This is a genomic window from Flavobacterium adiutor, assembly GCF_048282555.1.
GTDB lineage: Bacteria > Bacteroidota > Bacteroidia > Flavobacteriales > Flavobacteriaceae > Flavobacterium.
Genome location: NZ_CP182487.1, coordinates 1,163,754 through 1,183,659, shown reverse-complemented (window position 1 = coordinate 1,183,659; position 19,906 = coordinate 1,163,754). Strand labels below are relative to the sequence as shown.

The 19,906-nt window shown below is 35.1% G+C and carries 19 protein-coding genes and 3 tRNA genes; 19 read left to right on the top strand and 3 right to left on the bottom strand.

The features are described 5' to 3' along the window. Positions 1–73: 73 nt before the first annotated feature. Positions 74–1,027: a transketolase family protein gene (locus tag ACNC7R_RS05210; protein WP_278010864.1), complete on the top strand. Its 954-nt coding sequence runs from the start codon at positions 74–76 to the stop codon at positions 1,025–1,027. A gap of 64 nt (positions 1,028–1,091) precedes the next feature. Here the strand turns inward: ACNC7R_RS05210 and ACNC7R_RS05205 are convergent, their stop codons facing one another. Further along, positions 1,092–2,306 (bottom strand): FKBP-type peptidyl-prolyl cis-trans isomerase, encoded by a 1,215-nt coding sequence (locus ACNC7R_RS05205; protein WP_417939907.1) that lies wholly within the window; start codon positions 2,304–2,306, stop codon positions 1,092–1,094. A 79-nt stretch (positions 2,307–2,385) separates the two neighbouring features. On the opposite strand from ACNC7R_RS05205, the gene ACNC7R_RS05200 reads away from it, so the two are divergent. Together ACNC7R_RS05200 and ACNC7R_RS05195 are read left to right on the top strand one after the other, a co-directional pair. Then, positions 2,386–2,775: an RNA-binding S4 domain-containing protein gene (locus ACNC7R_RS05200; RefSeq protein WP_417939906.1), complete on the top strand. Its 390-nt coding sequence runs from the start codon at positions 2,386–2,388 to the stop codon at positions 2,773–2,775. 182 nt (positions 2,776–2,957) lie between these two features. Further along, positions 2,958–3,458, top strand: a complete 501-nt coding sequence (locus ACNC7R_RS05195; RefSeq protein ID WP_417939905.1) for a phosphoribosyltransferase family protein — start codon at positions 2,958–2,960, stop codon at positions 3,456–3,458. Here ACNC7R_RS05195 and ACNC7R_RS05190 read toward each other — a convergent pair. Beyond that, the gene (locus ACNC7R_RS05190; protein ID WP_417939904.1) at positions 3,450–3,968 is read right to left on the bottom strand and encodes a shikimate kinase; all 519 of its coding nucleotides are present in this window, start codon (positions 3,966–3,968) and stop codon (positions 3,450–3,452) included. The two genes, ACNC7R_RS05195 and ACNC7R_RS05190, sit on opposite strands and share 9 nt — an antisense overlap. Positions 3,969–4,094: 126 nt before the next feature. Between ACNC7R_RS05190 and ACNC7R_RS05185 the strand changes: the two genes are divergently transcribed. The 16 genes from ACNC7R_RS05185 (at position 4,095) to ACNC7R_RS05110 (ending at position 19,065) form a co-directional block, all read left to right on the top strand. Continuing rightward, positions 4,095–4,167: transfer RNA gene (locus ACNC7R_RS05185), tRNA-Lys, on the top strand. A gap of 39 nt (positions 4,168–4,206) precedes the next feature. Next, positions 4,207–4,279: transfer RNA gene (locus tag ACNC7R_RS05180), tRNA-Lys, on the top strand. Between the two features lie 42 nt (positions 4,280–4,321). Beyond that, positions 4,322–4,404: transfer RNA gene (locus ACNC7R_RS05175), tRNA-Leu, on the top strand. A gap of 149 nt (positions 4,405–4,553) precedes the next feature. Further along, positions 4,554–5,459, top strand: a complete 906-nt coding sequence (locus ACNC7R_RS05170; protein ID WP_417939903.1) for a LytR/AlgR family response regulator transcription factor — start codon at positions 4,554–4,556, stop codon at positions 5,457–5,459. A gap of 101 nt (positions 5,460–5,560) precedes the next feature. Beyond that, positions 5,561–6,715 carry an acyltransferase family protein gene (locus ACNC7R_RS05165; RefSeq protein WP_417939902.1) on the top strand — a complete coding sequence of 385 codons (1,155 nt, stop codon included), beginning with the start codon at positions 5,561–5,563 and terminating at the stop codon, positions 6,713–6,715. Positions 6,716–7,051: 336 nt separating this feature from the next. Continuing rightward, the gene (locus tag ACNC7R_RS05160) at positions 7,052–7,615 is read left to right on the top strand and encodes a gluconate 2-dehydrogenase subunit 3 family protein (protein WP_417939901.1); all 564 of its coding nucleotides are present in this window, start codon (positions 7,052–7,054) and stop codon (positions 7,613–7,615) included. 45 nt (positions 7,616–7,660) lie between these two features. Beyond that, positions 7,661–9,364, top strand: a complete 1,704-nt coding sequence (locus tag ACNC7R_RS05155; RefSeq protein ID WP_417939900.1) for a GMC oxidoreductase — start codon at positions 7,661–7,663, stop codon at positions 9,362–9,364. Positions 9,365–9,381: 17 nt separating this feature from the next. Beyond that, entirely contained in the window at positions 9,382–10,536 is a 1,155-nt protein-coding gene (locus tag ACNC7R_RS05150; RefSeq protein ID WP_417939899.1) for a Gfo/Idh/MocA family protein, read from the top strand. Positions 10,537–10,546: 10 nt separating this feature from the next. Next, the gene (locus tag ACNC7R_RS05145; RefSeq protein WP_417939898.1) at positions 10,547–11,599 is read left to right on the top strand and encodes a sugar phosphate isomerase/epimerase family protein; all 1,053 of its coding nucleotides are present in this window, start codon (positions 10,547–10,549) and stop codon (positions 11,597–11,599) included. 18 nt (positions 11,600–11,617) lie between these two features. Continuing rightward, complete coding sequence (locus ACNC7R_RS05140) at positions 11,618–11,980, top strand: c-type cytochrome (RefSeq protein WP_417939897.1); 363 nt, start codon at positions 11,618–11,620, stop codon at positions 11,978–11,980. A 12-nt stretch (positions 11,981–11,992) separates the two neighbouring features. Next, the gene (locus ACNC7R_RS05135; RefSeq protein WP_417939896.1) at positions 11,993–13,456 is read left to right on the top strand and encodes a Gfo/Idh/MocA family protein; all 1,464 of its coding nucleotides are present in this window, start codon (positions 11,993–11,995) and stop codon (positions 13,454–13,456) included. A gap of 30 nt (positions 13,457–13,486) precedes the next feature. Further along, complete coding sequence (locus ACNC7R_RS05130; protein ID WP_417939895.1) at positions 13,487–14,197, top strand: 3-keto-disaccharide hydrolase; 711 nt, start codon at positions 13,487–13,489, stop codon at positions 14,195–14,197. A gap of 40 nt (positions 14,198–14,237) precedes the next feature. Continuing rightward, positions 14,238–15,467 (top strand): nucleoside permease, encoded by a 1,230-nt coding sequence (locus ACNC7R_RS05125; RefSeq protein ID WP_417939894.1) that lies wholly within the window; start codon positions 14,238–14,240, stop codon positions 15,465–15,467. Positions 15,468–15,486: 19 nt separating this feature from the next. Then, the gene (locus tag ACNC7R_RS05120) at positions 15,487–16,377 is read left to right on the top strand and encodes a hydroxypyruvate isomerase family protein (RefSeq protein WP_417939893.1); all 891 of its coding nucleotides are present in this window, start codon (positions 15,487–15,489) and stop codon (positions 16,375–16,377) included. A 17-nt stretch (positions 16,378–16,394) separates the two neighbouring features. Continuing rightward, positions 16,395–17,267, top strand: a complete 873-nt coding sequence (locus ACNC7R_RS05115) for a sugar phosphate isomerase/epimerase family protein (protein ID WP_417939892.1) — start codon at positions 16,395–16,397, stop codon at positions 17,265–17,267. A gap of 391 nt (positions 17,268–17,658) precedes the next feature. Beyond that, a complete protein-coding gene (locus ACNC7R_RS05110; protein WP_417939891.1) occupies positions 17,659–19,065 on the top strand; it encodes a leucine-rich repeat protein in 1,407 nt (468 codons plus the stop codon). Here ACNC7R_RS05110 and ACNC7R_RS05105 read toward each other — a convergent pair. Then, positions 19,046–19,831: an IS982 family transposase gene (locus ACNC7R_RS05105; RefSeq protein WP_417943144.1), complete on the bottom strand. Its 786-nt coding sequence runs from the start codon at positions 19,829–19,831 to the stop codon at positions 19,046–19,048. The two genes, ACNC7R_RS05110 and ACNC7R_RS05105, sit on opposite strands and share 20 nt — an antisense overlap. Between the last annotated feature and the right edge of the window lie 75 nt (positions 19,832–19,906).

Genomic DNA, 19,906 nt, shown 5'->3' with positions numbered 1-19,906 from the left:
ACAAAGCTTTATGCTTTAAGCGCTAAACCTGGTTTATCGCCTAATGCCTAATGCGTACAGCAAAAAAACAAAAATGAAAAAATACACAAATACAGGAAGCAAAGATACCCGTTCAGGTTTTGGAGCGGGAATGACTGAACTAGGTCAGAAAAACGAAAAAGTGGTAGCATTATGTGCTGACCTGATTGGATCATTGAAATTTGACGAATTCAAGAAAAACCACCCGGAGCGCTTTTTCCAAATCGGGATTGCAGAAGCCAACATGATCGGAATCGCTGCAGGTTTAACAATTGGAGGGAAAATTCCGTTTACAGGAACTTTCGCCAACTTCTCTACAGGAAGAGTTTACGACCAGATTCGTCAGTCTGTTGCTTATTCTGATAAAAATGTAAAAATCTGCGCTTCTCACGCTGGTTTAACTTTAGGAGAAGACGGTGCTACTCACCAAATCTTAGAAGATATCGGATTAATGAAAATGCTGCCTGGAATGACTGTAATCAACACTTGCGATTACAATCAGACAAAAGCTGCTACTTTAGCTTTAGCTGATCACCACGGACCTGCATATCTACGTTTCGGACGTCCGGTTGTACCTAACTTCACTCCTGCTGACGAACCATTCGTAATTGGAAAAGCAATTTTATTAAACGAAGGAACTGATGTTACAATCGTAGCAACAGGACACTTAGTTTGGGAAGCTCTTATTGCTGCCGAAGCTTTAGAAGCAAAAGGAATTTCTGCAGAAGTAATCAACATCCATACTATCAAACCTCTAGACGAAGAAGCTATTTTAAAGTCAGTAGCTAAAACCAAATGCATCGTAACTGCTGAAGAGCACAACTATCTTGGTGGCCTTGGAGAAAGCATTTCAGGCGTATTAGCTTTAAACAATCCTACTCCTCAGGAATTTGTTGCTGTTAAAGACAGTTTTGGTGAATCCGGAACTCCTGAGCAATTAATGGAGAAATACAAACTAAACAATCAGGCGATTGTTGAAGCTGTAGAAAGAGTTATCAAAAGAAAATAATACTTCATTTTCTTTAATAAAAAACCTCGAAATTAACATTTCGAGGTTTTTTTATTCTATCTTTTTAATTCTTTTTATAAGGATAAGAATTATCTAAGTGTATTCTTAATCTTCCTGAAGCAGTATAATCATCGTCTGTAAACTTTCTAGGATTACTCCATGATTCAGGCAATTTATCATTAGTAAGCTCTCCTGTAGGTTTTCGAGGAATTCCTCTTTTCTCACTATTTAAAGCTTCATTTGTATTTGGTGTTGCCGGATCATCTACAACAGTAAAGGCTTCAAATGGAAAATATTTACTTGGGCCATAATTTACTTCTACACCATTTTCCATAACCTTACCTACTTTTCCAGTTGGCTTTGTAATTTCTAAAAGAGTCGTATATCCATCTCCGTCATCATCTATGTCTATAAAATCCGCCAGACCATCTTTATCAGTATCGTCAGGATTTACCGGAGCAACAGGATACAAAGTTGTATTACGATAATCACGAACAAAACCATCTCCATTTATATCTTCATCAACATCCAATACACCATCGCCATCATGATCCAATCTTTGCAGTTTATACAATTTAAAACTAAACACCAAAGGTGAATAAGACGGAATAGACCCATTTCCTGTATTATAATATCCTAAACCAGAAGGTATAAACATTACACCTGCACCGAAATCCATATAACTAATATTCCCATCTTCTTTTCCAACGGCATTTCCAGTCTTAAATTCAGGAAAAATCTCTGACCACCCTAACACAACTCCAGTTAAATCTGTAAAAGATTGCGGATACACAAGTTGTTCGAAAAAAGTAGCCTTAACATATGCAGAATGCTTATCAGTTTTAGCTACATCTTTTAAATAACTACCGCTATAAGAAGCCAAAACACCATCTGTATTCATAGGTGAATCACCCGTTCCTTCTCTTAACACTAAATAATAATATTGATAAGTTATACCATGCAAATCAACATTTTTAGATTTTAATTGAGGATAGACCGCAGTTCCTACATTAGCCTTATAAGACATAATCGGGACTTGCGTCATTGGATCTTTAATAGAGTCAATAACCACATCCATGTCTTCCACATTACCAGAACTTTCGGTAACAACTATATAATGTGTATTCAAATATCCCTCTATAGTTGCTTTATCAGTTGCATATTGAGTAGCAAAATCTCTCAATGGCTCAACTTGAAAATCATCATCATCATTTTTATTACAAGAAACCAAAGCAGTTGCAGCAATCAGTAAAATAAAAAAATATTTAAATTTATTCATTATTGTTAATTTTTTAGGTGCGCAAGATACAATATTGATTTATTTTTGTAAAGAATTTAACTCTGATTTTAGAAAAATTATGCGAATAGATAAATACCTCTGGTGCGTGAGATATTACAAGACACGAAATATGGTTACAGAAGCTTGTAAAAAGAACCATATCACCGTAAATGGACAAATAGCAAAACCCTCTAAAGAAGTTTTTCCTACAGACAGAATCACATTTAGAAAAGATCAGATCACACAAATTATAACTGTACTGGATATCCCCGAAAGTCGCGTCGGAGCAAAATTGGTTGACATATATCGTAAAAACGAGACACCGCCAGAAGCTTATGCTCATTTAGAATTATTAAAACTATCCAAAGAACATTATCGCAAAAACGGAACCGGACGACCAACAAAAAAAGACAGAAGAGATATTGATGAGTATGGAGAGGATTTTTTTGACGAAGAAGAAACAGAATAAATCCTAATTTTCAAATCCAAAATTCCAACATCGAAATTCAATTTCTCACAACTTGAATTTAAAATTAAAAAATTGAGATTTCCTTTTATATAACATTGGAATTTGCACCCGAGCGACAGCGAATTGGCGAAGCAATTTTTATATTGGAATTTAAATTAATTATATTAGCAAAAAAATAAATCATGAGCCAAAACATCATCTTAACTAATCAGGAAATTGAACACAAAATAAAACGTATCGCCTATCAGATTTATGAGACTTTTGTTGATGAAGATGAAGTTGTAATAGCCGGAATTGCAACTAACGGATGTGTTTTTGCAGAAAAAATTGCTTTAGCATTAAGCAATATATCTACCCTTAAAGTATCTTTATGTGAAGTCATCATAGACAAACAGAACCCACAATTACCCATTCAGACTTCGTTGAGCGTATCAGAATACGAAAACAAAGGTCTTGTATTAGTTGATGATGTATTAAATTCAGGAACCACATTAATATATGCTGTCCGTCATTTTCTCGACGCCCCTTTAAAGAAATTCAAAACCGCAGTACTTGTTGACCGAAATCACAAAAAATATCCTGTAAAAGCCGATTTTAAAGGCATTTCGCTTTCCACATCTCTATTAGAGCATGTCAAAGTTGTTTTTGACGAAAACGGAGGCAATTACGCTTCTTTAAGCTAATATCTCTAAAATATCCTGAACTGTTTCCTCAACGGTTTTATCATCGACAGAAACTTTATACTGCGCATGGTTGTAATAAAAGCTTCTGTCGAATAAATGTTTCGCAATAAACTCTCTCATTTCCTCCTCATCCATATTCGCAATTAGCGGTCGCTTGCTTTTATTATATACTAATCTATTATATAAAGTATCTATTGAAGCTTTTAAATAAACTGAGATAACATCATCTCTCTTTAATAACTCATGATTATTAGCGTAACATGGTGTCCCGCCACCCAAACCAATTATACTATTTTCTGAAGACTGAAGTAATTCTACAAACATTTCGTGTTCTAATTTTCTAAAATAGATTTCTCCATACTTCTCGAAAATCTCTTTTATAGACAAATTTGCTTTTTTTTCAATGCAATTATCCAAATCCAAAAATGGAATATTGGTTGCTTTTGATAAATTTTGGGCAATTGTAGACTTTCCGCAGCCCATATAACCTAATAATATGATTTTTTTCATTTTAATAAAACCCTATAAACTAAGGCATTGTGAAATTTGGTTAAAAAAAGACAAATTTATAATAAATTTGCTTGCAAATAATAAAATAAACTCCTTATATTTGCACCCGCGTTCAAGAAACATAATGACTCGATAGCTCAGTCGGTAGAGCACATCACTTTTAATGATGGGGTCCTGGGTTCGAGCCCCAGTCGGGTCACAAATTTTGTGATTAACAAATTCAGTTTCTTGAAGCAATGACTCGATAGCTCAGTCGGTAGAGCACATCACTTTTAATGATGGGGTCCTGGGTTCGAGCCCCAGTCGGGTCACAAAAGGTCGAGTATTTATTTACTTGACCTTTTTTCTTTTCCGGCCATGTGGAGAAACGGTAGACTCGCCATCTTGAGGGGGTGGTGCTCGCAAGGGCGTGAGGGTTCAAATCCCTCCATGGTCACTATAAAAAAGAAAGCCTGAGAATCTAAATTCTCAGGCTTTTTTATGATTCGGAATTTTGGATCAAATCCCATCATGGATCAAATCTAATAATTCAAAAGCAATGAGATTGTTGTTTTTTGTATTTTTATTCCCAAATAAATCCATAACATGCCTTTCTACATCAATACACAACATTTGCGAAATGAAATTGAATACCCACGACGATATCAATCTCAAAATCTCGTAAAAAGTTCAGCTATTGTTTTTCTTATCATTTTACTATTTCTTTTAGCATTCAAACCATTTGGAGTTTATGATCCAGAACTTAGGATGCATTATTTCTTTATTTGCTTTTTACATGCATCAGCTCCATCTCTCATTTTGTTTATTTATTTTAGAACACTAAATTATTTTAGAGCACTAAAAAATAAAACAGAATGGACTTTAGTGAAAGAATATATTTGTATTGGAGTATTATTAGTTTTTATTGGCATAACCAGCTTTTTAATGCGTGATTTACTTTATACAAATTCAAACAACTGGTCGTGGAAATATCTTTTTGAGGAAATTAGAAATTGCTTTGTAGCCGGTATCTTCTTTTATTTCTTTCTAAGATTATCGAGTTTTTATTTTGAGTCCAAAAAAGGATCTCCATTTATTCTTCAATTTACTCCTTTAGAAATTGAACCCGAAAAAACAGTTATAACACCTAATCGTTTCATTAGCACACAGGTAAAACAAGATGATTTTAACTTAGATATGAACCAGCTGCTCTTTGTAAAAGCTGATGGAAATTACATCGAGTTAACAAAATCGAATGGTAGCCAAATTATCACAGAAGTAAAAAGGATTTCTTTAACTCAATTTGAAAGTCAAATAACAGATTATCCACACTTTTTTAGATGCCACAGAACCTATTTGATAAATATGTTTAAGATTGAAAAAGTGTCCGGAAACTCACAAGGATATCTTCTTTCATTCAATGAAACCGATGTTAAGATTCCTGTTTCAAGAAAGCAGGTTGAGAGTTTCAACACATACTATCAGGAGCTTCGAAGCCAATGCATTACTTAAGTTTGTTATTCATCACAAAACCTAGTTATCAGTAACAAGCCTCACGTTACTATATTTTCTTACTGTATGTTTGCCATCAATAACACAAAACAAAAATTATTATGACAACTGCAACAGCATCCATGAATGATGATTCTGGGTCTTCGAAAAAACTTCTTTATATTGACAACACCAAGGTTCTTCTTACCATATTAGTGGTACTTCATCACACTTTTATTGCTTATAGTTCTTCTGAAGGCTGGTACTATAATGAAGAAACTAGTTTTTTAGGAATGCGTATTTTTACAACAGCATGCATTAGTATCAATCAATCTTTCTTTATGGGCTATTTCTTTCTATTGGCAGCCTATTTTACCAGCTCTTCCTATTCTAAAAAAGGAATCTCTAAATTCATTAAAGAAAGGCTAATTCGACTTGGAACCCCAATATTATTCTACTGTTTCATTCTTACCCCATTTATATGTTACTTGGTTTACTATTTTGCGAAGAACCATCATATTTCTTTCTTCGAATATTTAAGCGGATACAATAGCTGGATCGACCTAGGCGTTACATGGTTCATCGCTGCTCTATTACTTTTTACGTTACTTTATACAGGAATAAAAAAGATATTCAAAATTAACTTCAACAAATCTATACACGCGCCAGATTCACGTACCATACTATTGTTTTCAATAATAATTGGAATTATTAGTTTTTTGGTTAGAATTATATTTCCTGTTGGCTGGGTTCTTAAACCAGTTGGATTTCAGCTTGGGCATTTTCCACAATATATTGCCTTATTCATTATCGGCTTATTGGCCTCAAAAAACAATTGGTTTGATCAGCTTTCAGGAGAAACAGCTAAGCAACTCAAAAAAGTAGTATGGTATTGTCTATTATTTTTTCCGGTATTTTTTATTATAAAATTTAAACTCAATACGCCTTCTTCCTGGTTTTCGGGAGGTTTTCATTGGCAGGCATTGTTATATGCCGTATGGGAACAAATGATTGGTATTTCGATTCTGACAACGCTTTTAATTAAGGGAAAAAGAAACTGGAATAAAACGTCAAAACTGCTAACCAAAGCATCACGCAGCAGTTTTGCAGTTTACATTTTTCATCCGTTAATTATAGTAGTTTTTACATTATGTGTGAGAAATTGGGATATTGAACCTGCAACAAAAATTTTAGTCATGACTCCCTTAATAATAATAAGCAGTTTCATATTTGGTTCACTTGTTTTATTGATTCCGGGAGTAAAGAAAATTATTTAATATCCTATTTAAGTAGATCACAATTTCAAAGCGCATACCTACCAATAATAAAGGTTGCGCTTTTTTTATTATCCAATTATACTATTTCTTTCTTACAACCCTATTTACACTTCTATTACATTTTCTTAATATTTTACATTTATCTCACTTTTTAATAATTGACAGGTTTTATTTTACAAAACAAACTCTAAAGTTTGTAATTATTTTGTAAAATATAAAATTTATTCAATTAATTATACTTAAAAATAAAAATATATCTGTTTTTTTCATATTATTGTAATACATTGATAATTAAGTTATTTTCAATATTTATACTTTATTTTTAATATTTTAGCAATGGAAAGAAGAGAGGCGCTAAAAAAGATGGCTTTTTTAATGGGTGGAGCCATTTCTGCAACAACAATGGGTGTTTTATTTGAAAGTTTTACAGTTTATAATCCGGAACAAGGGACTACCTATTCCTTTTTAGCTACCGATGAAGAAATTTTTGGAGAATTTGCCGAAATTATTTTACCTACAACCACAAATTCACCAGGGGCAAAAGCTGCAGGTATTGGCACTTTAATCCCATTGATTATAAAAGATTGCTACCCTCTAAATCTTCAGGAAATCTTTAAAAAAGGCTTTGAAGATATGCTGGCAAAATGCAGGACCAAATTCAATAAAGAATTCTTAAGTCTGAATAGTGCAGAGAAAAACCTGCTCATGAAAGAACTAAAACAAGAAACGATTGACAATAACAGAGAGCCATCATTCTTTTTAATTACCAGAGATTTAACGCTTTTAGGTTACTTTACTTCAGAAATTGGCTGTACAATCGCGAGAGAATATTTGCCCATACCCGGGAAATACGATGGAAATGCAGACTACATCCCCGGACAGAAAGCGTGGGCGATATAAAGCTAATCGCTTTCGACTCATTTACTAACTTATTAATAAGACATCGTGAACATCAATACTGATTTAAAAAAACAAAATACGTATGACGCCATAGTTGTAGGTTCAGGAATAAGTGGAGGCTGGGCAGCCAAAGAATTAACACAAAAGGGCTTAAAAGTCCTAATGTTAGAGCGTGGTAAAAACATAGAACACATTAAAGACTATGATTCGGCAATGAAAGCGCCCTGGGAAATAGCCTATTGCGGAAAATTAACCGAAGAACAAAAGAGAACACATCCGGTACAAACCAGAGACTACCCCTACCAACAAGCTAATGAAAGCTGGTGGGTGAATGATTTGGAATGTCCTTACACAGAAGATAAACGTTTTGATTGGTACAGAGGTTTTCATGTTGGTGGAAAGTCCCTAATGTGGGGGCGTCAAAGTTATCGTTTAAGTGATATCAATTTCGAAGACAATAAAAAAGATGGCCACGGAAATGACTGGCCAATCCGATACAAAGATATTGCTCCATGGTACGATTACGTAGAAAAATTTGCCGGTATAAGTGGTCAAAATGAAGGTTGGCCTTTATTGCCTGATGGTCAGTTTTTACCTCCTATGGAAATGAACTGTGTTGAAAAATCCGTAAAAGAACGCATTGAAAAACATTATAACAAATCCCGAATTTTAACTATTGGCCGTACAGCAAACTTAACGGTACCCCATCTGGGCAGAGGCAGCTGCCAGTATAGAAATTTATGCAGCAGAGGTTGTCCTTTTGGAGCTTATTTCAGTACGCAGTCCTCTACCTTACCAGCTGCAATAGCTACAAAAAAATTAACGGTTCGCCCCTATTCTATTGTCAATCATATTATTTACGATAAAGAGAGTAAAAAGGCAAAGGGCGTAATGGTCATAGATAGCGAGACTAATGAAAGCATAGAATTTTATGCCAAAATTGTTTTCGTTAATGGATCAACTTTAGGTTCTACTTTTATTTTACTGAACTCAACATCAGAAGCGCATCCAAATGGATTGGGTAATGGCAGCGGACAACTTGGACATAATTTAATGGACCATCACTTTAGATGTGGCGCAGAAGGAACTGTTGAAGGTTTTGAAGATAAATACACATATGGTCGAAGAGCCAATGGAATTTACATTCCAAGATACCAGAATTTTAAAGATGACAAAAGAGATTATTTACGCGGTTTTGGGTATCAGGGTGCCGCAAGCAGAGGCCATTGGCATAAAGAAGTAGCCGAATTAGACTTTGGCGGCGATTTCAAAGAAATTTTATCCAGACCGGCTGAATCATGGACAATGGGATTAGGCGGTTTTGGAGAAATGCTTCCTTATTATGAAAATAAAGTGTACATCGATCATACAAAAAAAGATAAATGGGGACAGCCTGTATTGGCAATCGACTGTGAATACAAAGAGAATGAAGCCAAAATGCGCGAAGACATGATGTATGATGCTGCTGAAATGCTTGAAGCTGCTGGTGCCAAAAACGTAAAAGCATACGATAACGGCTGCTATCCGGGAATGACCATTCACGAAATGGGAACAGCCCGAATGGGGAATGATCCTAAAGAATCTGTACTGAACAAATGGAATCAAATGCATGAAGTCAGCAACGTATTTGTTACTGATGGTTCCTGCATGCCTTCAAGTGCCTGTCAAAATCCTTCGCTGACCTATATGGCATTAACTGCCAGAGCTTGTGATTATGCTGTAAAAGAATTAAAGAAAAAAAACATCTAGATTACGATTATTCAAATATGAGAAAATTAAAAATGGGAATGATAGGCGGTGGCAAAAATGCTTTTATTGGAGCAGTTCATCACATTGCAGCTAACATGGACGGATTAATTGAATTACATTGTGGTGCTTTTAGTTCTAATCCGGAATTATCCCTTGAATCCGGTAAAGAATTAGGTTTGTCTCAGGATAAATGTTATGAATCCTACACCCAAATGATTGAAACCGAAGCAAAATTATCTACTGAGGAAAGAATGGATTTTGTTTCGATAGTAACACCCAATCATGTTCACTTTGCTCCTGCTATGCTCGCATTAGAAAATGGTTTCCATGTTGTTTTGGATAAACCGATGACACTGACTTTAGCGGAAGCCAAATTATTAGAACAAAAAGTAAAAGAAACAGGACTCTATCTGTGCTTAACACATACATACACAGGATATCCGATGGTAAAACAGGCAAGGGAAATGGTCGCTAAAAATGATTTTGGAGCCATTCGGAAAATAATGGTGGAATATCCGCAGGGATGGCTGAGTACTGACTTTGAAAACGCCGGAAACAAACAGGCAGCCTGGAGAACAGATCCGTCTAAAAGCGGAATCAGCGGTTGTATGGGTGATATTGGAACTCACGCAGCACACTTAGCAGAATATATTTCAGGATTGCAAATTACTCAGATTTGTGCCGATATCAATACTGTAGTTGCCAACCGGAAACTGGATGACGACGGAAATGTACTGCTTAAATTTGATAATGGTGCCAATGGAATTTTGGTAGCCAGCCAAATTGCAGCCGGTGAAGAAAACAGCTTAAAAATTAAAGTTTATGGAGAGAAAGGTGGTTTAGAATGGCATCAAATGGAACCCAATACTTTAATCGTAAAATGGTTAGACGCTCCTGCCCAGTTGTATCGTACCGGAAACGGATATCTATCACCAATTGCAACCTTCAATACCCGAATTCCAAGCGGACATCCGGAAGGATATCTCGAAGCTTTCGGGAATTTATACAAGAATTTTGCCCTGACTTTACAATCAAAATCAGAAGGAAAAGAACCAACAGCAAACATGCTTGATTTTCCAACAGTAGCAGATGGTGTACGTGGAATGGCTTTTATAGAAAATGTAATTGCATCAGGGAAATCATCTCAAAAATGGACTGATTTTTTAATTTAAATCACAACAAATGAACACAATGCAAGGACCTGCGGTTTTTTTAGCGCAATTTATTTCTGACAAAGCTCCTTTTAATTCTTTGGAAAGCATTTGCCAATGGGCAGCCAGTCTGGATTTTAAAGGAGTACAAATCCCTACTCTGGATTCACGTTTTATTGATTTACAAAAAGCCGCTGAAAGCAAAACCTATGCTGATGAACTTACCGGTATTGTTGGCTCATACGGATTAAAAATATCGGAACTCTCCACTCATTTACAAGGTCAGCTGGTTGCTGTTCATCCTGCTTACGATGACTTTTTTGATGGATTTGCTCCAAAGGCTTTGCGAGGTAACCCAAAGGAAAGACAAGAATGGGCAGTACAGCAATTGCATTATGCTGCAAAAGCTTCTCAAAATTTAGGGCTTAATGCACATGCTACTTTTAGTGGTTCATTATTGTGGCAATATTTTCATCCATGGCCACAACGCCCGCCCGGTTTAATTGAAGATGGATTCAAAGAACTGGCGAATCGCTGGCTCCCAATCCTTAATGAATTTGATAAAAACGGAGTCGATGTTTGTTATGAAATTCATCCGGGAGAAGATTTATTTGATGGTGAAACTTACGAAATGTTCCTCAAAGCAGTAAACAATCATGAGCGTGCCTGCATTCTGTACGACCCTTCACATTTTGTGTTGCAGCAACTGGATTATATTCAGTATATCGATTTTTACCATGAACGGATCAAAGCTTTCCATGTTAAAGATGCCGAATTTAATCCAACAGGAAAACAAGGAACTTTTGGAGGTTATCAAAGCTGGCTGAATCGTGCAGGACGTTATCGTTCACCCGGCGATGGTCAGATTGATTTTAAAACCATTTTCAGCAAACTAGCGCAATACGATTACAAAGGCTGGGCTGTAATGGAATGGGAATGTTGTTTAAAAAATCAGGAGGATGGTGCCCGTGAGGGAGCAGAATTCATAAAAAAACATATCATCAAAGTGACCGATAAAGCTTTTGATGATTTTGCTGCGGTAGAAACCAACACACAGCTTAACAGGAAAAATTTAGGATTATAAACTGTTTAATTAATACATATGAAAATTAAAATTTTAGTTGCAATGATAGTTTTGGGCGCTTTATGCTCTTTTTCGAATTATAATTCAATTCCTGCAGAATATAGTGTTATAAAGCAAACTAAACCATCTGAAGGAGAAACTTTAATAAAAAAAGAAGATTGTGCTACCTGTCACAAAATAGATAAAAAGGTAGTCGGTCCCTCATATTTAGATATCGCCAAAAAATATCCAATGAACGATAAAAACGTCAAATATTTAACGGAGAAAATCACAAAAGGAGGTTCAGGAGTCTGGGGCGCAATACCAATGTCGGCTCATACTGCATTAAAAAAAGAAGATGCAAAGAAAATTGCAATATACATTCTATCATTGAACAAATAAATTAAAATCTATATGGATCAGGACTTCAATAAAAGTAAAGAACCAGAATCGATTATACGCAGGGATTTTCTAAAAAAAGGAGTGCTGGCCACTACGGCTTTTTTGATTATTCCAAGACATGTTATGGGCAGAGGTTTTGTCGCTCCCAGTGACAAATTAACGATTGCGGGTATTGGTGTTGGCGGAAAAGGAAAATCTGACATCTCATCTTTTGAAAACAGCGGCATCGCTAATATTGCTTATTTATGCGATGTGGATACCAGAAGAGCCGCTGATAGTGTAAAGGGTTTTCCGAAGGCAAAATTCTACAAGGACTGGCGAGAAATGTTTGATAAAGAGCATAAACATTTCGATGCAGTCTCTGTTTCTACCCCTGATCATAATCATGCCATTCAGGCCTTTTCAGCCATGCAGTTGGGCAAACATGTGTATGTGCAAAAACCAATGGCACACGATATTTATGAAGCACACATGATGACTCAGGCGGCTGCCCGTTATAAAGTAGTCACACAAATGGGAAATCAGGGATCATCCAATGATGGTACCCGAATTTTAAAAGAATGGTACGATGCTGATTTAATTGGTGATGTACATACGGTTTACGCCTGGACAGACAGACCTGTGTGGCCACAAGGAATTCCCTGGTCAACAGTAAAAACTGAAGTCCCTAAAGAACTGGATTGGGATTTATGGCTTGGCACTGCTCCTTACAAAAATTATGTAGACAAATTAGTACCGTTCAACTGGCGTGGCTGGTGGGATTATGGAACTGGCGCATTAGGTGACATGGGTTGCCATTTGATGGAAGCGCCATTCTCAGTATTGAATCTAAAATATGCCAAAGATGTGCAGTGCAGCGTTGGCTCGGTTTATATTGATGAATTCAAAAGAGGCTATTTCCCGGAGAGCTGTCCACCGTCAAGTCATGTGACATTGACATTTCCAAAAACCAATAAAACAAAAGGCGATATCAAACTGCACTGGATGGATGGCGGAATTCAGCCTGAACGTCCGGAAGAATTAGGGGCTAATGAAATCTTTGGTGATGGCGGAAACGGTACTTTATTCATTGGAACAAAAGGAAAAATGCTATGTGATACTTATAGTGAAAACCCACGATTGTTGCCTTTAAGCCGGAATGAAAATCTAAAAATAAAAGAGAAATACCCAAGGGTAAAAGATGGTGCCAGTGGACATCAAAAACAATGGATTGAAGGATGTATTGCAGGTTATGGCAAAAAAGAACTGAGTTCACCATTTGAAATAGCAGGTCCTTTAACAGAAGCTTTATTAATGGCCAATCTTGCTGTAAGAGGATACGATTTATACAAAGAAGTACTTGGCGAAGATGTTTATCCGGGACGTTCCGTGAAATTGCTTTGGGATAATGATGCCAAGAAAGTAACCAATGTAGATGATGTAAATCAATTTGTAAAACGCGATTACAGAGAAGGCTGGAAAAACCTGAGCTTCTAAAAAACAATAAAGAATTAAAAAGTAAAAATCATGAAAAAGATTATCACAGCTGTATTAGCATTCACTTTATTTCAAAACCTACACGCTCAAAAAGGATTCAAACCTATCTTTGACGGAAAAACAACTACAGGCTGGCATACTTACGGAAAAACAACAGCAAGCGCCGGATGGAAGGTTGAAGACGGCGTATTGCATTTTGACCCTGAAGCTGCCAAAAATGGTCAGGGAGGAGATTTAGTAACAGATGCCGAATATGAAAACTTTCATTTAAAATTAGAATGGAAAGTCGCTCCAAAAGCGAATAGCGGAATTATTTTTTATGTGAATGAAAACCCGCAAAAATATAAAAACACGTATGAAACCGGTTTAGAAATGCAGGTTTTAGACAATAATGGCCATCCCGACGGAAAAATAACGAAACACCGTGCCGGAGATTTATATGATTTAATCCAAAGCAAATCGGAACCGGTTAAGCCAGTAGGAGAATGGAATACGGCAGAAGTGGTTTGTAAAAACGGAAAACTGACTTTTGTCTTAAACGGAGTTATTATTGTAGAAACGGTACTTTGGGATGATAATTTTAAAGCCCTGGTAGCAGGAAGCAAATTCAAGGAATGGCCAGCTTTCGGAACATTCAAAAAAGGAAAAATTGCTTTGCAGGACCACGGCGATAACGTATGGTACCGCAATATTTCCATTAAAGAATGGAATACTATGGAAACGACAACAGGCTGTAAATAATATTAGTTCAAAAGCTATCAAACCAAATTAACCACTACGTATGAATACAACTATCCGCATTAAATTATCTGTAATGATGTTTCTCGAATTTTTTATCTGGGGAGCATGGTTTGTTACTCTTGGCACTTTTTTAGGAAGCAATCTGAAAGCTTCCGGTGCAGAGACAGCAGCCGTTTTTTCTACCCAATCCTGGGGAGCTATCATTGCTCCTTTCATTATTGGTTTGATTGCAGATCGTTATTTTAATGCGGAAAAAATCTTAGGTATTTTACATTTAGCAGGTGCCTTTTTAATGTATCAAATGTATCAGTCTACAGATGTTGGGATATTTTATGCCTATGTATTGAGTTATATGGTTTTGTATATGCCAACACTGGCTTTAGTAAATTCGGTTGCATTTAATCAGATGAAAGATGCGGAGAAAGAATTTGCAAACATTAGGGTTTGGGGTACAATAGGCTGGATTTTGGCAGGCATATCTATTAGCTTTCTGTTTCATTGGGATTCTGCAGAAGCTGTTTCTAACGGATTGCTTAAAAATACATTTCTTTTGGCCGGAATTGCGGCTTTGGTTTTGGGCTTATTGAGTTTTACTCTGCCTAAAACCCCTCCAAAAATCAGTGAAGGAAAAATTAAAATTGGTGATATTATTGGTCTGGATGCTTTAAGGCTTTTAAAGGATAAAAATTTCTTCATCTTTTTTATTTCATCGATTCTGATTTGCATTCCATTGGCTTTTTATTATCAAAATGCACACCCTTTCCTTACTGCTGCCGGGGTTGAAAATCCAACAGGAAAAATGGCTATCGGCCAGATATCCGAAGCCTTGTTTTTGTTGTTCATTCCTGTATTTTTTGCCCGTTTTGGTTTTAAGAAAACAATTCTGGTGGGAATGCTGACCTGGGCAGTACGATACGTTTTATTTGCTTACGGAAATGGCAGCGATTTGAGTTTGATGTTGATTACCGGAATCGCTTTACACGGAATTTGTTACGACTTTTTCTTTGTATCAGGACAAATTTATACCAATTCAAAAGCAGGCGAAAAATACAAAAGCGCCGCTCAGGGTTTGATTACGCTCGCTACTTATGGTATCGGAATGTTAATTGGATTTGCAGTTGCAGGCTGGATTACGGATAATTATAAAACTGTTGAAGGAGCAGTCAACTGGTTCATGGTATGGATTATTCCTGCGGGAATCGCTTTTGCCGTATTCCTTGTTTTTGCTCTTTTATTTCAGGACAAAAATAAAATGGCAAATGAAATTTAAGTATTTCAAAAATAAAAAAATGAGTACAAATTTTGATAGAAGGACTGTTATAAAAGGTATTCTTGCCGGAACTGTGACTTTAGGTGTTCCAGCGGATTTATTCGCTTTAGCCAAACCTGACGAAGAACTTAAATTAGATTCGATGCTGAAAGGAAGAATTAATCATTCGGTAGCGCGTTGGTGCTTTAATGATTTTGATATTGAAACACTTTGTTCAGAAGCCAAAAAAATTGGAATTACCGGTATTGATCTGGTAGGTCCAAAAGACTGGCCGGTACTCAAGAAACACAATCTTGTTTCGACTATGTGCAATGGAGCCGAATTAAATCTTGTGGATGGTTTCAACGACCAAAAGTTTCATGAACAGCTGATTAAAAATTATACGGAAATGATTCCGCTGGTAGCTCAGGCAGGCTATAAAAACCTGATTTGCTTTAGCGGAAACACCAGAGGAAAAACAGATGAAGAAGGCTGGAATAATTGTGTGCTTGGGTTACAAAAATTGATTCCATTAGCAGAGAAACATAACGTAATCCTGGTTATGGAACTATTGAACAGCAAGATCAACCACAAAGATTATCAATGCAGCAAAACATCCTGGGGAGTTGAACTGGCGAAACGAATCAACTCTGAAAATTTCAAGCTGCTCTATGACATTTACCATATGCAAATTGACGAAGGCGATGTTATCAGAACCATTCAGGAAAACCACAAATACATTGTTCACTACCATACGGGCGGTGTTCCGGGTCGAAATGAAATCGATGAAACGCAGGAACTCAATTATAGTGCAATAATGAAAGCTATTGCAAATACTGGTTTTACAGGTTTTGTGGGACAGGAATTTATTCCAAAACAAAAAGATAAAATAGTCTCTTTGAAAAAGGCAATTGCAATTTGTGATATCTAATTTAATAAAGTAAAACAATGATAAAGAGAAGAGATTTTATAATTAATAGTGGTCTGGCTTTAGGTGCATTGGCAATCGCTCCTTCCCTAGCGTTTTCGGCTAAGCCAAAAAATATTGGACTTCAGCTGTATACTTTGAGAGAAGATTTTTCTAAAAATGTCAAAGGAGTTTTAGAACATGTGGCCAAATCAGGCTACAAAGAAGTTGAAACGTATGGATTCTCAGCTGATAAAGGCTTTTTTGGCACTTCTGCAAAAGATTTCAAAAAGATATTGGTTGATAATGGCCTAAAAGCGCCAAGCGGACATTATGATTTTAATTCGTTTATAAAAGATAATAATGCTGATTTTCTAAAAGCTTCTATTGAATGCGCGAATCAATTAGGAAGTGACTACATAACGGTTCCGTATTTAGATGAACAATTAAGAAGTGACTTAGACAGTTACAAACGAATTGCGCAGAAAATAAATGAAGCAGCGGTTTTATGTAAACAATCTGGATTAAAATTAGCGTATCATAACCATGATTTTGAATTTAAAAAGTTTGGGAATCAAACAGGATATGATATTTTACTCCAGGAAACCGATAAAAAGTTAGTTGATTTTGAACTGGATTTATACTGGGTTGTACGCTCAGGAAATGATCCTTTGCAAATGTTCAAAGCGAATCCGGGCCGATTTACGATGTGGCACGTAAAAGACATGGACAAATCCAAAGCTGAATGGAATACGGAAGTTGGTGAAGGAAGCATCAACTTTAAAACCATTTTTGCAGAAGCAAAACTATCCGGAATGAAGCACTTTTTTGTGGAACAGGAAACGAATTACTCTCCAAATCCAATGGAATCTGTTAAAACAAGCTGGGATTTTGTTTCTAAGAATTTGATTTAAGCATAACGATTCAGCCTAGAGTGACACATCACTAGTTAGAACATTGGGATTGAAACACCTCAATGTTCATCAAATAAAAGGATTATTTCGTCATGAAATAATCCTTTTATTTCTCCTTTTAGATTTTTTGCATTTTTTTTTGCTACAAATACTACAGCTTTATAATCTCACAAAGTTAAATTTGATCGAATTAGAGCTATATATTTTAGAATTTCTTATATAAATTTTCAAAGTTTTTGATAACTTTTTTTGAAATACTCCTAAAAACCTTTTATTAATGATCTAATTAAATATCCTATATTAGCTACAATTTTAGCTTTTATCTAAATTATATTTAAAAGGATTGTAAGCTTAGAATTTGAGTGTATAATTTAATCTTCATAAAATAGTAATGAGTAAAGAACTTGATATTCAAAATTTAATAAGAGAAACAATAGACAAGAACCTTCCTAAGTTAGATTTTTATTCTATTGACAAATCGGATCAAGAAGAATTAACAGAAATTCCAGACATTCTATTTGATCTTACTAATATTGAAGAATTAGATCTAAGTATACATTTTTCGATTTCAGAAGTTCCTATAATGTTTCAACGACTAAAAAGTCTTAAAAAACTAACGATTAAGGGAGATTTCGAAAAATTCCCCATTTCATTAATTGGGATGAAATCTTTAACTGAATTAACTATTTACAGCGATACCTTAACTTTTCTACCGCAAGAATTAGACGATTGGGATTCTTTAACTTACCTTAATATTAGCGGTTGCCCAAATGTAAATAGTATCATTGGCTTACCTCCTAATTTAATATATATTTACATAGTTGGCCAAAATTTTAAAGAGTTCCCTGATAAAATATTTGGACTGCATCAATTATACAAAATTGTATTAAGAAATTTTAGATTGAAAGAATTACCGAAGGGATTGTTTAAATTGAAAAAATTGGCAGCATTGTTCGCTGGTGATAATTTTTTAAGTGAATTGCCTAATGACATCTTAGAACTCTCAAATCTTCGTGAGATATGGTTAGATAATAACTTATTTGAAAAATTTCCTGAAGTTCTATTTCAAATAAAAAGTCTCAAACGAATAAATTTAAGGAGCAATTTACTTCAGGAAATACCCGATTCAATTTCTAATCTTACGGAACTTACGGAACTAAGCTTAGGAAAAAATAAATTTAAAGAAATACCACCATCAATTTTTAAATTGAAAAAAATGATGGATCTTCAATTTGGAAATATTAATATTGGAAATAGAGATGAAAAAGAAAATATAAATGAAATAAGAATAATTCCAAACGAAATTCTAAATTTAGAAAATTTAGAAAATTTAGAACTAGATAGTAAGTACATCGAAAATGTACCGGAAGAAATTGTTAGAGAAGGTGTCGAACCAATTAAAAATTTTCTTAGATCTTTAAAAGAAGCTGATCAAGAAGAATTTTTATACGAAGCTAAAATGGTTGTTGTTGGTAGGGGTGATGTAGGAAAAACGGTCTTGACAAAAAAACTCACTTTTCCAAATTACTCTTTATCAAAAAGCACCACTACAAAAGGAATAAATATTTTAAAAAATCCATTCGATTTCCCTATGAAAGGATTGAAGAATGATCAAAATTTCCGATTTAATATATGGGATTTTGGTGGGCAAGAAAAGTATGATGCAACTCATCAGCTTTTTATAACTAATCGATCTATATATTTGTTTCTTACTGAAGCTAGATCAGAAAGTAATTATCACGATGTATTCTATTGGTTAAATAACCCGTTGGGTGAAATTAAATTAGTTGATTTTTAATATTGTTGATAGGTCTGTCAAATATGAATTTATTAATGTATTGAATTAATGTCATGGCCGTTATTTTTGCTAAAATTCTTGTTTTAAAACCATTAAAAGATTTAGCATAATTTCTTCGAATTAAAAACTGGTCGCATAGTTGTGAAAACAAAGTTTCAATTCTTTTTCTGGATTTTCTAAAAATATATGGCTGTGGTTTATAGTCTTTCTGATTGATTCTTTTTGGGGTTTCTAATTTGATTTTAACTGTTTGAAATAGGTCTAATTGAACACTCTGGGAAAGATAACCTCTATCTCCAAGAATAACACAATCAGACATTTGGTTTTTGATGTTATTTAAAAAATGAACATCATGAACTTCTGCTTTTGTAATGTCTAAAGAATGAAAAACTCCAGATACAGAACAAACCCCATGAAGCTTATAACCATAAAACCAGCTGTTTTGTGAAGCACAAAAACCTTTAGAAGGAGCTGTTTCAAATTCATCTTTACAGATCTTAATTCTGCTGTGACGAGAAAATTTACAGATTTCCAACGGCATACTGTCAACAATAAAATAGTTTTCGAACTCCAAGAATCGGTTGGCTAATTTGGTTCTGATTTCTTCAGAAAACAAAAACAGTTTTCTTCTTCTTTTATTGAATTGACTACGTTCAATTAAATTAGGAATCATACCGGAACTAATCTGTTTAAAAAGTGAATTCTCACTATCAATAGACATGAATTCAGCTGTTAGACTAAGTGCTATTACCTCTAAATCAGACATCTTGCTACTTCTTCCAACTCTTGATTTAGATACTGAATCATAATTCAAAGAACTTATAACTTCTAAAACCTTAAA